Here is a 13,724-nt window from a genome sequence, read left to right on the forward strand (position 1 = left end):
CACCGGAGAACGGAGGGTTAAATCTTGCCACCCGAGGCGTGTCGGTCGGCGGATTACGAGCGCCCCGGCGACCTCAGAGCGCGAGGCTGGCGAGGAGCGCGACGGCGAGGACGAGCCCGGGCGCGTCGCGCCGGCCGAACCGAATCTCCGGGAGCGTCGGGTTCCAGGCGAAACACCGCGCGCGGAGGGCGAGCGCGAGCGCGTCGGCCCGCGCGAACGACCGCCGGAGGCCGCCGGCGGCGACGAGCGAGAGCCGCTCGTCCAGCCGTCGCTCGCTCCCGAGGCGGGCGGCCTGCGCCTCGCGGACGCGGAGCAGGTCGCGGCGGACCAAGGGAAGAAACCGGAAGACGAGGGCGACGCCGACGCCGAGCGCGACGCCGACGCGACCCGGGACGAGCCGCTGAATCGCCGCGCGGGACTCGCGCACGGGCGTCGTCCTGACGTACGCCGCCGCGACGAAGAAGACGAGCAGCACGCGGACGCTGGCGAGCGCCGGGTCCACGGCCGCCTCGGGGTCGAACCACGGCGCGCCGAGGCGGGCGGCCTCGACGACCGGACCGAGCGCGAGGAACGGAACCGCGTAGCGGAGGTCGCTGAGGGCCGAAACGGGTGACGTGTCGGCGGCGCGGAGACAGCCCGCGGCGACGACGCCGAGGGCGACGAGCCCGGTGGGTGTGGTATGCGCGAAGCCGGCCGCCGCGAAGCCGACCTGCACCCCGAGCTTGGTCCGCGGGTCGAGTCGGTGGGCGAGGCTGTCGCCCGGTTCGTAGGTCAACACGGCGGGCGAACGTCGAGGTCGGGGAGGCGGTCTGCGGCCTCGTCGGGCGCGGCGTCGAGGGCGACGTCGCCGTCGGCGAGGACGACCACGCGGTCGGCCAGTTCGGCCACGTCGCGCAGGTCGTGCGTGACGACGACGAGGCTCGTCCCCTCGGCGCGGAGGTCGCGGAGGCGCGCGAGCACGGAGCGACGGGCGGGTTCGTCGAGGCCGGTGAACGGTTCGTCCAAGACGAGGTGGTCGGGTCGCATCGCCAGCGCGCCGGCGATGGCGAGGCGTTCGACCTCGCCGCCGGAGAGGGCGTCGACGCGCTCGTCTTCCCGGCCGTCGAGGTTGACCGCGGCGAGCGATTCGCGGACGCGGCGGTCGATTTCGTCGCGGTCGAGCCCGAGGTTCTCCGGGCCGAACGCCACGTCAGCGCCGATAGTCGCCGCGACGAGCTGGTCCTCGGGGTGCTGGAACACCATCGCCACCGCGGTTCGGGCGGCGACGAGGTGGTCCGAGACGGAGCGGCCGTTGACCGAGACCGAGCCCTCGTCGGGGTCGAGCAGGCCGTTGAAGTGCCGGACGAGCGTGGTCTTGCCGGAGCCGTTCGCGCCCGCGACGATGACGCACTCGCCGTCGTCGATGGCGAGGTCGACCCCGTCGACCGCGACCGTGTCGCCGTACCGGTGGACGAGGCCCTCGACGCGAATCATCTACTGGGCGGCGATGGCGTCGGAGCGGACGATGCCGACCGCGGCGGCGATTTTGAACGCCTCAGCGGGGATGAACGCGGCGGAGGCCGTCCAGAAGGCGGATTCGAGGCCGACGCTCTGGACGTACGCGAAGCCGAGCGTCCCGAAGGCGTAGACGACGACGGTGCCCGCGACCATCGCGCCGACGAGCCGGGCGGTGCTCACGCGGTAGTCGCCGATGTCGACGCCGCCGTGGACGACGAGGCCGACGATGACCGCGGCGACCGGGTACGCCCAGAGGTAGCCCGCGGTCGGGCCGACGAGCGGCGCGAGCCCGGCCGAGCCGCCGGCGAACACCGGCGCGCCGAGGCCGCCGGCCGCGAGGTAGAGCGCGATGGAGCCGCCGCCCCAGACGGGGCCGAGGAAGATGCCCGCGAGGAAGACGACGAGCACCTGCATCGTCACCGGAATCGGCGAGACGGGGTTCGGGAACGAGACGTAACTGCCCGCGCCCATGAGCGCCGCGAACAGGGCGGCGCGGGCGATGTTGCCGACGAGTTCGTCGCCGACGAGTTCGACTGACTCGTGTTCAGTTGCCATGTCCATCGCTGTCTCGTAAACCCTGTTTAACTTATCGGTTTACAGAGTGCGTGGGCGGGGTCGGCCCTCGGTCTCGTCGGCCGATTCGAGTCGCCTCCCGGCGCTCGGCGGCTCCCGGGTCAGCATCATTAAAGACGCTGGGCGTGCCATTCTCCGGGTATGGACGAAAAGACCGCCGAGCTTCGCGACATCTTCATCGAGGCGACTGGGTCGGACACCGTGACCGAACAGCAGTCCGAGTCGCGCGGGTCGCTCGCCGACGTGGACGACCCCGAAGCGGTCCGCGAGCGCGTCCGCGACACCGTGGCGACGATGCGCGAGCGCTACGCGTTCGACACCGACTTCGACGACGACGCGCTCGTCGCGCTCGTCGTCGGCTACTTCGACGGCGACGCGGACGCCGACCTCGCGGTCGAACTCGACGCGTCGCCCGAGGCGATTCGCACCGCCCGGTTCGACCTCCACCTCGTCCGCGACGCCGACCGCGAGTTCCCGTTCGACGCCGACCGCTTCGACAACCTGCTCGTCGACGGCGCGGACGACGAGACCATCGCCGAGACGCTCGACGTGCCCGTCGAAGTCGTCGCCGAGTGCCGCCCCGCCGCCGAGGCCGACATCCGCTCGAGCCGGGCCAACTACCGCTTCCGCGACGACTTCGCGGAGCTGTTGACCGACGACGACCTCTCGAACCGGATGGCCGAGGACGCCCGCCGCGACGGACTCCGCGAGGCGACCGAGGACATCGAGACCGACGTGTCGCTGTAGCGGCGGCCGCTGTGACCCCTCGGGCCGCGCGAGTCCCGGCGCGCGGCCGACCCGTCGGGACGACGGAGGGTCGGCCGAACGACGAAGGTTCTTAACCGATTGGGGACATACCCTTGTGCGATGGCGCAGGCCCCCCAGAACCGAGACCTGACGGAGCGGTTCATCGAGTTCTACCGCAACTACTATCGAGAGGAGATCGGAAAACTCGCACAGCAGTATCCGAAGGAAAAGCGGTCGCTGTACATCGATTACGACGACCTCTATCGGTTCGACGCGGAGCTCGCCGACGACTACATCACGAAGCCCGGCCAGTTCCAGGAGTACGCCGAGGAGGCACTGCGCCTGTTCGACCTCCCCGCGGACGTGAAGCTCGGTCAGGCGCACGTCCGGATGCGCAACCTCCCCGAGACGGTCGATATCCGGAACATCCGGGTCAACGACGACCACATCGGGACGCTCATCTCGGTGCAGGGAATCGTCCGCAAGGCGACCGACGTGCGCCCGAAAATCACGGAGGCCGCCTTCGAGTGCCAGCGCTGCGGGACGATGAGCTACATCCCGCAGGGCGACGGCGGCTTTCAGGAACCACACGAGTGTCAGGGATGCGAGCGTCAGGGGCCGTTCCGCATCGACTTCGACCAGTCGAACTTCATCGACTCCCAGAAGCTGCGCGTCCAGGAGTCACCCGAGGGCCTGCGCGGGGGCGAGACGCCGCAGAGCATCGACATCAACCTCTCGGACGACGTGACCGGCAAAGTCACCGCCGGCGACCACGTCACCGCGGTCGGCATCCTCCACATCGAACAGCAGACCTCGGGCAACGAGAAGACGCCCGTCTTCGACTACTACATGGAGGGCATCTCGCTCACCATCGAGGACGAGGAGTTCGAGGACATGGAGATATCCGACGAGGACGTGGCCGAAATCGTCGAACTCTCGAACGACCCGGCCATCTACGAGAAGATGGTCGAGTCCGTCGCGCCCGCCATCTACGGCTACGAGCAGGAGAAGATGGCCATGATTCTCCAACTGTTCTCGGGCGTCACGAAACACCTGCCCGACGGGTCGCGGATTCGCGGCGACCTGCACATGCTGCTGATAGGGGACCCCGGAACTGGCAAATCGCAGATGTTGTCATACATTAGACATATCGCTCCCCGGTCGGTCTACACCTCCGGCAAGGGTTCGTCCTCGGCGGGTCTCACCGCCGCCGCCGTCCGCGACGACTTCGGCGATGGCCAGCAGTGGACGCTCGAAGCCGGCGCGCTCGTCCTCGCGGACAAGGGTATCGCGGCGGTCGACGAGCTGGACAAGATGCGGCCCGAGGACCGCTCCGCGATGCACGAGGGGCTCGAACAACAGCAGATTTCGGTCTCCAAGGCCGGCATCAACGCGACGCTGAAGTCGCGGTGTTCGCTCCTCGGCGCGGCGAACCCGAAGTACGGCCGCTTCGACCAGTACGAGCCAATCGGCGAGCAGATCGACCTCGAACCCGCGCTCATCTCCCGGTTCGACCTCATCTTCACGGTCACCGACGACCCCGACCCCGACGAGGACTCCAAGCTCGCGGACCACATCCTCAAGACCAACTACGCGGGCGAGCTGAACACCCAGCGGACGAACGTCGCCAACTCCGAGTTCACGGAACAGCAGGTCGACGCCGTCACCGACGAGGTCGCGCCCACCATCGACGCGGAGCTCCTCCGCAAGTACATCGCCTACTCGAAGCGCACCTGCTACCCGACGATGACCGACGAGGCGAAGCAGGTCATCCGCGACTTCTACGTGGACTTCCGCGCCCGCGGCGCCGACGAGGACGCGCCCGTCCCCGTGACCGCCCGGAAGCTCGAAGCGCTCGTCCGGCTCGGCGAGGCGTCCGCTCGCGTCCGCCTCTCGGACAAGGTGACCCGCGAGGACGCAGAGCGCGTCACGGGCATCGTCGAGTCCTGCCTGCGCGACATCGGCATGGACCCGGAAACCGGCGAGTTCGACGCCGACATCGTCGAGACCGGCCGCTCGAAGACCCAGCGCGACCGCATCAAGAACCTGCTCGAACTCATCCGCACCATGCAGGAGGAGTACGAGGAGGGCGCGCCCCACGAGGAGGTCCTCGAACGCGCCAACAGCGAGCTGAACATGGACGAGAAGACGGTCAACGACCAGCTGGACAAGCTCAAGATGAAAGGCGACATCTACGAGCCCCGCGGCGACGTCTACCGCGCGACCTGAGCGGCCGCCTTCGATTTCTCGACTGTCACGAACTCCGCACTGTACCGACTTCCACACTATCTTAGCGAGCGGACAGTCTCGAGCGCGTGTCGTTTATTTGCACCAACACTCCTATGTAATCTGAAAGTCATGTAGTACGTATGAATCGTCGAGCGTATCTGGCGACCGCGGGTGCACTCTTCCTCGCGGGATGTTCGTCAGCGGACGGTGGGGAGACGACGACGGAGGAGCCGACGACGACGACTGCCACGCCGACGGCGACGGAAACTCCGACTACGACCACGACTGAGGAGCCGACGACGACGACGGAGGAGCCGACGACCGAGACGACCACGGAAGAGCCGGACAGAGTGGACCGAATCCTCGGCCTCGCCGTGGAAGACCTCGACGCTGCGGTCGATGACTTCGCGTCCGTGGCGGGCGAAGACGGCGGCTTCCACGACCTGAACGCCACGACGCAGTTCTCGTTCGAGGACGACGCCGACTCGCTATACCTCGCGCGCGGCCACTTCAACACGCTCGACCAACTCGACAAGACCGACGCCCAGCGAGCGCGTCTCGGGCGTCTCCGACGCGCCTTCTGGTTCCTCTGGTGGACGGGTAAGACCCACGAGAACGCAAATCAGGCGTTCTACCGCACCAACAACGCGGTCTCCAGGCTGTACGGCGAGGAGTTCAACCGCATCGACACGCAGGTCCAACAGATAGCGGAGGCGCTCGAACCGACGCGAGACACGCTCAATAGCTTACGGAAGGAGTCGGAGGCCGACGCCCTCGACGAACTCACCGCCCTCGAACCGGCGGACTACGGGCGGAAGGTCGACTTTTTCGAGCGGGAGATCGGTCAGTTCGAGGCCTTCGCCGACGACATCGTCTCGTTCCGCGACGCGATTCGACGATTACAGGACGGGTTCGACGAGTACCTCGGCGAGAGCTACGGCGACGCCACCGGGTCGTTCTTCCGGGCGATGAGCGCATTCGAGGACGTGAACGCGCGGGTCTCGGAACGCGACCCCGTGGCGGCAATCGCCTCCCGCTCCGAGGAGTTCGCCTGCCTCACCGACGCGATGGCGCGGGCCAGCGAGGTGCTCGACGAGGCGGCGACCGCGGGCGACAACGACATCCCCGAAAAGCAGACCGCCCTCGAAAGCGAGGCGCGAGAGGCCTTCGCGGACTGCGACCTCGTGGCGGAGCACTTCACGTTCGTCGCCGACTTCTTCGAGGAGCTACCGGACGAACGCTCCTGAGACGGCCGTTCGACTCGCGACCGTCTGCGACCGACCCGCGCGGAACCGACGAACTTAGTGGAGCGTGCGGCGACGGGACAGACGACCGATGGACCGAATCTCCGCCATCCGCAACATCGAAGACGCCATCCGCGACCTCGAATCGGGCGACGCGGACCTCGCCAGCACCGAGCGGCGCGTCGTGACCGTCCTCCGGACGTTCGCGACGGAGTTCGAAGACGACGCCGGCGACGGAACGCTCGACGCGTGGACGGCCGTCGGCGACGACCGCGCGGAGGGTCTCGTCGTCCTCGCCGCCGACGAGGCCGACGCGCGGACGCGGGTCAGAGACCTCCTTGACGAGGCGGCCGGCGACGCCGACGACGTGACGTTCTCGGTCGAGCGCGTCTGAGGCGAGACGAGTCGCGCGGAGATTCGAACTCGGGTGAGACGCCGTAGTCTCCCCTGTCTGTGACAGTCGACTGACGCGAGAGCGCCGCTGTCGAACGATTTTTCTCCCGACTCCGTGACCGAGCGTGCGTGCTGTTGGTCGTGACTTACTCGCAGGCGGCGCGGACGACGCTTCGGAACATCTGTCGGACCCATGACGAGGTCGTGGTCCGTCGACTGGGTCGCGCCGCGCTCTTCGACGAGACGGAGTTGGCCGCCTTCCTCGCGCTTCGGCTTCGGGAGAAACACGACGAGGCCGTGCAAATCGAGCGAACCGAACCGTTCAACGAGTTCGCGGCGGTCCCGGACGCGGTCCGCGAGGCCGCGGCCGCTTACGAGGACCGCGAGTCCCCGGCGACGCCGTACAGCAAGTTCGCCTCGGGCACCGACCACCCGTCGGCCGCGGAGATGCAGCGCCGCGAGCTATGAGGCTTCGACTCCCCGACGGGACCGTCCGCGAAGGACCGGCTATCGACCTCGCCGACGGACCGTTCGACGTCGGTGCCGACGAGGTCGTCGCTGCCATACGGGTGGACGATGGGGGCGACGGGGACGACGGGAATGACGGGGACGACGGGACCGGCGCGCTCCGAATCGACTGTCCGCCGCCGGGTTCCGGGTACGACCGCCTCGGTCGGATTCCCGTCTCGAAGCCGACACCGTCCCGCGGCTGGCTCCTCGCGGCGGTCGGTCGGTCCCGCGGGCTTCGCTCTCCCGTCGCCGACGAGCTCGACCGACTCGAAGCGAAACTCGCCGAGCGCCGCGACGACGGGGTGGATGTGGAGGCGGACGAGCGCGAACCCATCGACACGTCCGCGGCCGCGCTCCGCGAGGCCCGCCGCCGCGTCGCCGCCGCCGGCGAGGACGAGTCCCGACTCAGAGAGCGCGTCGCAACCCTTCGCGGTCGGGTGAACGCTCACCGAGACGCCGGCGACGACGAGGCGACTGAGACGGCGCAATCGGAACTCGTGGCGGTCGCGACCGAACTCTCCGAGGTCGAAACCGAACGCGTCGCGGCCGAACAGCGGCTTTCGGCGCTCGAACGGGCGGCCCGAACCGAGCGAGACAGCCGCGAGGCGCGACTCAAACTCGAAGACGCGGTCGAGAACCGCCGTCGAGAGGCGCGGGCGTACTTCGCGGCCGAACTCGGCGATGCGTTCGAGGCGGCGCTCCGGAGCCTCGCGGCGGCCCCATCGCTGATGGCGACTACGGAGTCGCCCGCGTCGGTGGCCGACTTCGAATCGGACCCCGTCGCACGCGCGCTCGCCGCCGCCCGCCTCGCCGACCTGTCCGCCCCGGTCGTCATCTCGGGCGGCCGGGTTTCGGACGCCGACGCCGCGGCGAACTGGCTCGACGCGCCGGTCGTCAGATGCCGGCCGAACGACGGGTGAGCGAGCCACACCGGGCGTTGATTTATATACGAAGCGGCGGCCAGCCCCGCCATGCACTCCGATATCGACGTGACCGTGGACGACGGCGTCGCCCTCGTCTCGGTCCGAGTCCACAACGACGCGCCGGTCGACCGGCGCGTCAGGCTTCGCAACCGACTCGGCGGGTCGGTGCTCCCGCCGCGTCGCGCCGGCGTTCCCGAAGCCGGTTGGGACGACGAGGGGTTCGAAGGCGTCGTCCCCGCGGGCTCGACGGTCGCGCTCGGCTACGCCGTCTCCCCGTCGTCGACGGCCACCCGCGACACCGCGACCGCCGACCTCGACGCCCGCCCCGAACACGCGGTCGGCATCGACGTGCTCGGTCGCGCCGACGAGGCGGAGCGAGCCAGCGATTCGACGCCCGACGATGCGGTTCGAACGCTCGGTTCGGCGCGGCCGCCGGCCGATGCCGTCCCGGTCTCTTCTGACCTGCCGCCGACGACGCGGGAGTCGGAGACGCCCGAACCGACGCCCAGCACGACGAGCGACGCGTCAGATGGCGAGCGCCGCGAGCCGCTTCCGAGCCCCGAGCCACAGACCCGCTCCGAACGTCCCGAACCGTCCGAACAGCCCACGGACGCGGACGTGTCGGCGGCGGTCGGGACTTCCGAGGAACGCGGCCGCGGGACTGACCAGTCGCTCGGGTCGGAGCCGCCGGAGCCGCCGGAGTCGCTGGAGCCGCCGGAGTCGCTGGAGTCGCTCGCGGCGTTCGAGCGTCGCATCGACCTCGCCGAGCGACTGGACGGCGCGTCGGTCGCCGACGCCGCGGCGACGCTCTCGGAGGCCGATGTCTGCATCGACGCGCTCGACTCGCTCGACGCGGACCGGGAGCGTCTTCGCCGACTCGCGGCGCGCGCGACGGCGCTCGCGGACCGCGCCGCCGACGCCGACCCCGACGTGGACGCGCTTCGGAGGCTCGCGTGATTCTCGCGGTCGTCTCCGGGAAGGGCGGCGTCGGGAAGTCGACGCTGTCGTTCGAACTCGCGGCGGAACTGGGCGCGGTCGTCGTCGACGCCGACCTCGGGATGGCGAACCTCCCGTACGCGCCCGGCCCAGACCTCCACGACGTGCTCGCGGGGCGCGCGGACCCGCTCGAAGCCGTTCGCTCGGGCGGCCCGGTCTCGATTCTGCCGTGCGGTCGGACGCTCGCCGGCGCGCGGGCGGCCGACGTGCGTCTCCTCGCCGACGCGCTTCACGCGGTCGAAGCGGCCTACGGCGACGTGGTCGTGGACTGCCCCGCGGGGATGCGCGCCGACGCCGGCGTTCCGCTCACCGTCGCCGACGCCTGCCTCGTGGTCGCGTCCCCGAAGGGGTACGCGCTGGCCGACGCGGTGCGGACCCGCGAACTCGCGCGCGAACTCGACTGCGGGCTCGCCGCCGTCGCGGTCAACCGCGTCGTCGACGAGGTGCCGCTCGACGCCTTCGCCGACGTGCTCGGCGCGCCGGCGACGGCGGTCCCCGCGGACTCTCGACTGGCCGAGGCGGTCGAGCGGTTCGAGCCGGTCGTCGCGTCGTCGCCGAAGAGCCTTCCCAGTAGTCGCGTTCGAGAACTCGCGGACGCGGTTCGCGTAAGCGGTCGGTAGAAACGTCGTCTCGTCTTCGGTCCGTTCGTGCGGACGCAGTTCGATTCTCGCGTCTTCCTCGCCGTCGTCTCAGTTAGCGAGTCCCGTCGCCTGTCGGCGTCGGCTCACTCGCGGAGCGCCACGTACGTCTTGCGGAGCGTCACGGGCGTCACGTCGGCCACGTCGGCGGCCTCGGCCTGCGTGCAGTCCTCGCCGCGGTCGCGAGCCGCGGTGTAGAGACACGCCGCGGCGACGCCGCAGGGGTTCTTGCCGCCAACGACGCCCTCCTCGCGGGCTTCGGCGACGTACTCGCGCGCCCGGCGCTCGGTGTCGCTGTCGAGGTCGAGCTTGGTCGCGAACCGCGGCAGGTACTCGGTCGGGTCGGCGGGCGCGACGGGGAGACCGAGGTCGCGGTTGAGCGCGCCGTAGGCCGCTTGGTGTTCCGCCTCGGTGGCCTTCGACACGTCGCAGACTTCCTCGACGCTCCGGGAGACGCCGGCGACGCGGCAGGCGGCGTAGACGCAGGCCGCGGCGAACCCTTCGAGCGAGCGCCCGCGCAGGAGGTCCTCGTTCTGGGCGGACTCGAACAGCGAACACGCCTGGTCGCGGATGTGGTTCGGCAGCGACAGCGCGCTCGTCACGCGGCGAATCTCGGTGAAGGCGTACACCTGATTGCGCTCGCGCTTGGTCGAGATGCGAGCGCGGTTGTGCTGGCGGCGCATGCGGGCGAACTGCCGGCGCTTGCGGCCCTTGATACGCGTCGAGCGGCCGATTTCGGTCGACAGGCCGCGGTCGTGGCGCGAGCGGGTGAGCGGCGCGCCGGTGCGGGCGGGGTTCCGGTCGTCGTCGGCGAACGAGCGCCACTCGGGGCCGTGGTCGATGCGGTACTCCGAGACGACGAGACCGCAGTCGGTACAGACCGTCTCGCCGGCTTCGAAACCGAGGTGTCCGTCGCATTCGGGGCAACCCTGGGGGGAACGTGCTTCGCTCATCACAATTGAAAATCGGTCTCGAACGGGTATTTAAACACGGGTTGAAACGGGGGTAGAACCCCGATTACTGCCGCTAGAGCCTACCGGTAACCGGTGGGTTACAGACTCAATTTTGATACTGATTAGGAACGCTTTTAGTCGATAGGTGCGGACCACCGAGCGATGGGACTGTCGGATATCGCCGCCGCGTTAGAGACGACGACGACTGAACAGCGCTCGCGCTGCGTTCCGACTGTCGACGACACCGGTGTTTCCCTCCGCGAGCGCTTCGAGGCGCACGCAGACGCGCTCCCCTGTGCGCCTGCGGCCGCGGAGCGGGTTGTCGAAGCACACGGGTCGGGCACGTCAGTCGGCGAGAGCGCGAGCGACGCAGGCGTCGCTCCGGTCACGGCGGCGAAAGTCTTGCACCGTTGCGGCGAAGCGGGCGTGACTCCCCTCGCACCCGAGGCGCGACGCATCGTCCGCGATTGGATCGACGGACGAATCTCGCGCGCCGACGCGCTCGCGCTCACCGGCGCCGAGCCGTCGGAGTTCGCACTCGCGACGTACGTCGAGACGCACGACCCCATCGACCCCCTCGTCGAAGCCGTCGAGGGCGCGCTGACCGACCGCACCGACGCGGCCGTCGCGAAGCGCGACTCGCTGGCCGAGACCATGAGCTCGGTCACCGACATGCAGTTCTGACGCGGGACACGCCTCCCCACCTCCCGTTTTCACGCTCGCGAGCGGCGGCGCTCACCAGCCGTCCGTCTGCTCTCTCGAAACTCGCTCGGCGCGTCGCGCGATTCAGCGACGGACGTACTCGCCGACCGAGGTGAGCACGCCGCCGGCGGCCGTCACCGAATCGAGTTCCACGTCGAGAAGGACCTCCGCGACCGCGGCGACGCCCGCCGCGAGGTCGGCGTCGTCGCGGCACGCCGGCGCGTCGGCGATGTCGTTCGCCTCGGTCTCGGGAACGACCACGTCCGCGTCGCCGAGCGCGCCGAACGTGGAGACGACCGCGTCGATATCAGCGCCGATGTCGGCGGCCCGGGCGCTGAGACGACCGACGGCGTCGGCACCGCGGTCCGTGGCGGGCGCGACGAGCGCGACGCGGTCGCAGGCCGCGGCGGCGGCGACGGTCTGATTCGACGCGAGGAGCGGCGCGTCGACGAGCACGTGGTCGAAGCTGTCTGCGGCCTCGGCGATGCGACCCTCGAACGCCCGCGCGGCGTCGGGGGTCATCGCCCGCGCGAGTCGCTCGAACGGGGCCGCGGCGGGGCAGACGGCGACGCGTCCCTCGGCGTCGGTCTCGAAGTCTACCAGCCCCGACTCCAGCGGCACGTCCGCCGCGTCGGTGACGAGCGACGTCGCGTCGGGGTCGAGCGCTCCCGAGACGTAGTCCGAGAGCCCCTGCGTGGCAAACGCCGCGTCGAGGACCGCCACGTCGCGACCGTCGGTCGCGAGCGCCGCGGCGAGTTCGAGCGTCAGTCGGGTCGTCCCCGCGCCGCCGGCGACGCCGACGAGCGCGGTGGTTCTGGGGGGAATCGGCATACCGCGACTGGTCGGGTTCTCGAATTAATAGCTTCGGTCGGCCGGTATTGGTGTCGCCGGACGACACTATTCAGCTCGCAGAGGTGATTTCGACGGCCGGCGGTGGGGCTAGACCGACCACTCGTCGTCGGCCGCTTCGGGGTCTGAACCCGGCGTCTCGTCCGTGCAGGCCCGGTAGAAACAGACCTTGTAAGTTCGCCCGACGAGCGTGGTGACCGTCGAGCCGACGGCCACGACGGCGATATCGACCGCCGGCATCGGCGCTTGGAACGCCGTCACCGCGCCGGCGACGGTGGTCGCCCCGTCGAGGGTGACGAGCCAGAGGACCGGCAGGTCGACGACCGAGGTTGCGACGGTCGCCACGACCGCGTAGCCGACGACGTGCCGGAGGTTGCCGAAGACGAAGTCGACGCTGCGGCTGAGCGACCCGCCCGCGGTCTTCCCGTCGAGGACGACGGCGGTGTCGAAGAACGTGAAGACGTAGATGACGGCTACCATGGTGACGCCGGCCACGCCGAGCGCCCCGAGCTCGACGAGCGTAAGGCTCGCGGAGCCGTTCAGCACCGCGTTGAATCGGTCGAACCCGATGTAGCCGAGGACGCTGCCGCCGACGACCATTGCGACGACGACCACGACGAGGCCGGCGAGGAGCGTCGCGCCGAACAGGCTGACGTAGTAGCGCTGTGCCGCGGTAGTCGCGCGCAGGTCGGTGTCGGAACCGGGTCGCGCGCCGTCGGCGACAGTGTAGAACGCGCCGATGAGCGCCGGCACAGCGAGGAGTTGGAGGAGCGAGCCAACGGCACCGGTCGGACCGGAGGCGCTGTTCAACGCGCCGATGAGCCCGAACGCGAGGGCGAACGCGACGAGCACCGGCGTCTCGGTGACGATTCGGAGGGCCGTTCGAAACGATTGGAGGACTGTCACGACAGCCGGTACTCGCGGCGGCCGTATGTGTTTTTATATCGACACGATTTGCTGGTGAGCGCGGCGCCGGCAGGAGAGGTCGGCTCCGTCAGCCCGAGATGGCCGCCTCGATGTCGGCGAGTTCCTCGTCGGAGAGGTCGGGTCGCTCACCTGCGACGGCGTGGATGGGGCTGCCGCCGTCGCCTTCGAATCGGGGGACGATGTGGACGTGGACGTGGTCGACTTCCTGGCCGGCGGCGGGGCCGTTGTTGATGCCGACGTTCGTCGCGTCGGCGTCGACCGCCGCCTCGACGCGCGGGACGAGGTCGTTCACGGCGGCGAAGAGGTCGGCGGCCGCGTCGGCCGGCACCTCGTCGAGGCGGGCGTGATGCTCCTTCGGGACGACGAGCGTGTGGCCGGGCGCGAGCGGGTTGGCGTCGAGGAACGCCAGCGAGTGGTCGGTCTCGTGGACGATTCGGCCGGGGATGTCGCCGTCGACGATGGCGCAGAAGATGCAGTCGGACATACGTGGCACGTCGATTGGCGGGAAAAAGAAAGTTCGCACCGGTTCGGCGTCCGGGTCGC

The 13,724-nt window shown here is 69.8% G+C and carries 16 protein-coding genes; 9 read left to right on the forward strand and 7 right to left on the reverse strand.

Going from position 1 to position 13,724, the window contains the following annotated elements:
* Positions 1 to 73: 73 nt before the first annotated feature.
* The 3 genes from C5C07_RS01425 to C5C07_RS01435 are packed head-to-tail and all read right to left on the reverse strand — an operon-like array spanning position 74 to position 2,052.
* Positions 74 to 778: an energy-coupling factor transporter transmembrane protein EcfT gene (locus tag C5C07_RS01425; RefSeq protein WP_115804415.1), complete on the reverse strand. Its 705-nt coding sequence runs from the start codon at positions 776 to 778 to the stop codon at positions 74 to 76.
* The gene (locus C5C07_RS01430) at positions 772 to 1,473 is read right to left on the reverse strand and encodes an energy-coupling factor ABC transporter ATP-binding protein (RefSeq protein WP_004973797.1); all 702 of its coding nucleotides are present in this window, start codon (positions 1,471 to 1,473) and stop codon (positions 772 to 774) included. Before C5C07_RS01430 ends, C5C07_RS01425 begins: the two co-directional genes overlap by 7 nt.
* Positions 1,474 to 2,052 carry a biotin transporter BioY gene (locus C5C07_RS01435; protein ID WP_050458483.1) on the reverse strand — a complete coding sequence of 193 codons (579 nt, stop codon included), beginning with the start codon at positions 2,050 to 2,052 and terminating at the stop codon, positions 1,474 to 1,476.
* 159 nt (positions 2,053 to 2,211) lie between these two features.
* Between C5C07_RS01435 and C5C07_RS01440 the strand changes: the two genes are divergently transcribed.
* From C5C07_RS01440 to C5C07_RS01475, 8 genes are all read left to right on the forward strand, one after another.
* Entirely contained in the window at positions 2,212 to 2,817 is a 606-nt protein-coding gene (locus C5C07_RS01440) for a hypothetical protein (protein ID WP_004973794.1), read from the forward strand.
* A 120-nt stretch (positions 2,818 to 2,937) separates the two neighbouring features.
* Positions 2,938 to 5,046, forward strand: coding sequence for a minichromosome maintenance protein MCM (locus C5C07_RS01445; RefSeq protein WP_004973790.1), 2,109 nt, complete (start codon positions 2,938 to 2,940; stop codon positions 5,044 to 5,046).
* A gap of 140 nt (positions 5,047 to 5,186) precedes the next feature.
* Positions 5,187 to 6,293, forward strand: coding sequence for a hypothetical protein (locus tag C5C07_RS01450; RefSeq protein WP_115804416.1), 1,107 nt, complete (start codon positions 5,187 to 5,189; stop codon positions 6,291 to 6,293).
* A gap of 88 nt (positions 6,294 to 6,381) precedes the next feature.
* Positions 6,382 to 6,684: a hypothetical protein gene (locus C5C07_RS01455; protein WP_004973786.1), complete on the forward strand. Its 303-nt coding sequence runs from the start codon at positions 6,382 to 6,384 to the stop codon at positions 6,682 to 6,684.
* 128 nt (positions 6,685 to 6,812) lie between these two features.
* Positions 6,813 to 7,151, forward strand: coding sequence for a hypothetical protein (locus C5C07_RS01460; protein WP_004973784.1), 339 nt, complete (start codon positions 6,813 to 6,815; stop codon positions 7,149 to 7,151).
* On the forward strand, positions 7,148 to 8,113 hold the full coding sequence (locus C5C07_RS01465) for a hypothetical protein (protein ID WP_115804417.1): 966 nt from the start codon (positions 7,148 to 7,150) through the stop codon (positions 8,111 to 8,113). Before C5C07_RS01460 ends, C5C07_RS01465 begins: the two co-directional genes overlap by 4 nt.
* 51 nt (positions 8,114 to 8,164) lie before the next feature.
* Entirely contained in the window at positions 8,165 to 9,073 is a 909-nt protein-coding gene (locus tag C5C07_RS01470) for a hypothetical protein (protein ID WP_115804418.1), read from the forward strand.
* A complete protein-coding gene (locus C5C07_RS01475; protein ID WP_004973776.1) occupies positions 9,070 to 9,732 on the forward strand; it encodes a P-loop NTPase in 663 nt (220 codons plus the stop codon). Before C5C07_RS01470 ends, C5C07_RS01475 begins: the two co-directional genes overlap by 4 nt.
* Positions 9,733 to 9,836: 104 nt before the next feature.
* On the opposite strand, the gene C5C07_RS01480 is transcribed toward C5C07_RS01475, so the two are convergent.
* Complete coding sequence (locus C5C07_RS01480; RefSeq protein WP_004973774.1) at positions 9,837 to 10,703, reverse strand: transcription initiation factor IIB family protein; 867 nt, start codon at positions 10,701 to 10,703, stop codon at positions 9,837 to 9,839.
* 162 nt (positions 10,704 to 10,865) lie between these two features.
* On the opposite strand from C5C07_RS01480, the gene C5C07_RS01485 reads away from it, so the two are divergent.
* Entirely contained in the window at positions 10,866 to 11,387 is a 522-nt protein-coding gene (locus C5C07_RS01485) for a hypothetical protein (protein ID WP_004973771.1), read from the forward strand.
* A gap of 102 nt (positions 11,388 to 11,489) precedes the next feature.
* On the opposite strand, the gene C5C07_RS01490 is transcribed toward C5C07_RS01485, so the two are convergent.
* From C5C07_RS01490 to C5C07_RS01500, 3 genes are all read right to left on the reverse strand, one after another.
* Positions 11,490 to 12,236 carry a cell division inhibitor gene (locus C5C07_RS01490; protein WP_050458487.1) on the reverse strand — a complete coding sequence of 249 codons (747 nt, stop codon included), beginning with the start codon at positions 12,234 to 12,236 and terminating at the stop codon, positions 11,490 to 11,492.
* 108 nt (positions 12,237 to 12,344) lie between these two features.
* Complete coding sequence (locus tag C5C07_RS01495) at positions 12,345 to 13,160, reverse strand: hypothetical protein (RefSeq protein WP_115804419.1); 816 nt, start codon at positions 13,158 to 13,160, stop codon at positions 12,345 to 12,347.
* Positions 13,161 to 13,248: 88 nt separating this feature from the next.
* The gene (locus C5C07_RS01500; protein WP_008610406.1) at positions 13,249 to 13,665 is read right to left on the reverse strand and encodes an HIT family protein; all 417 of its coding nucleotides are present in this window, start codon (positions 13,663 to 13,665) and stop codon (positions 13,249 to 13,251) included.
* Positions 13,666 to 13,724: the final 59 nt, after the last annotated feature.

This window comes from Haloferax sp. Atlit-4N (genome assembly GCF_003383025.1).
Lineage (GTDB): Archaea > Halobacteriota > Halobacteria > Halobacteriales > Haloferacaceae > Haloferax > Haloferax gibbonsii.

Bases quoted from the DNA above. Each gene is read 5' to 3' on its own strand.
- C5C07_RS01430 (WP_004973797.1), bottom strand. From the start codon at position 1,473: ATGATTCGCGTCGAGGGCCTCGTCCACCGGTACGGCGACACGGTCGCG.
- C5C07_RS01435 (WP_050458483.1), bottom strand. From the start codon at position 2,052: ATGGCAACTGAACACGAGTCAGTCGAACTCGTCGGCGACGAACTCGTC.
- C5C07_RS01440 (WP_004973794.1), top strand. From the start codon at position 2,212: ATGGACGAAAAGACCGCCGAGCTTCGCGACATCTTCATCGAGGCGACT.
- C5C07_RS01445 (WP_004973790.1), top strand. From the start codon at position 2,938: ATGGCGCAGGCCCCCCAGAACCGAGACCTGACGGAGCGGTTCATCGAG.
- C5C07_RS01450 (WP_115804416.1), top strand. From the start codon at position 5,187: ATGAATCGTCGAGCGTATCTGGCGACCGCGGGTGCACTCTTCCTCGCG.
- C5C07_RS01455 (WP_004973786.1), top strand. From the start codon at position 6,382: ATGGACCGAATCTCCGCCATCCGCAACATCGAAGACGCCATCCGCGAC.
- C5C07_RS01465 (WP_115804417.1), top strand. From the start codon at position 7,148: ATGAGGCTTCGACTCCCCGACGGGACCGTCCGCGAAGGACCGGCTATC.
- C5C07_RS01470 (WP_115804418.1), top strand. From the start codon at position 8,165: ATGCACTCCGATATCGACGTGACCGTGGACGACGGCGTCGCCCTCGTC.
- C5C07_RS01480 (WP_004973774.1), bottom strand. From the start codon at position 10,703: ATGAGCGAAGCACGTTCCCCCCAGGGTTGCCCCGAATGCGACGGACAC.
- C5C07_RS01485 (WP_004973771.1), top strand. From the start codon at position 10,866: ATGGGACTGTCGGATATCGCCGCCGCGTTAGAGACGACGACGACTGAA.
- C5C07_RS01490 (WP_050458487.1), bottom strand. From the start codon at position 12,236: ATGCCGATTCCCCCCAGAACCACCGCGCTCGTCGGCGTCGCCGGCGGC.
- C5C07_RS01500 (WP_008610406.1), bottom strand. From the start codon at position 13,665: ATGTCCGACTGCATCTTCTGCGCCATCGTCGACGGCGACATCCCCGGC.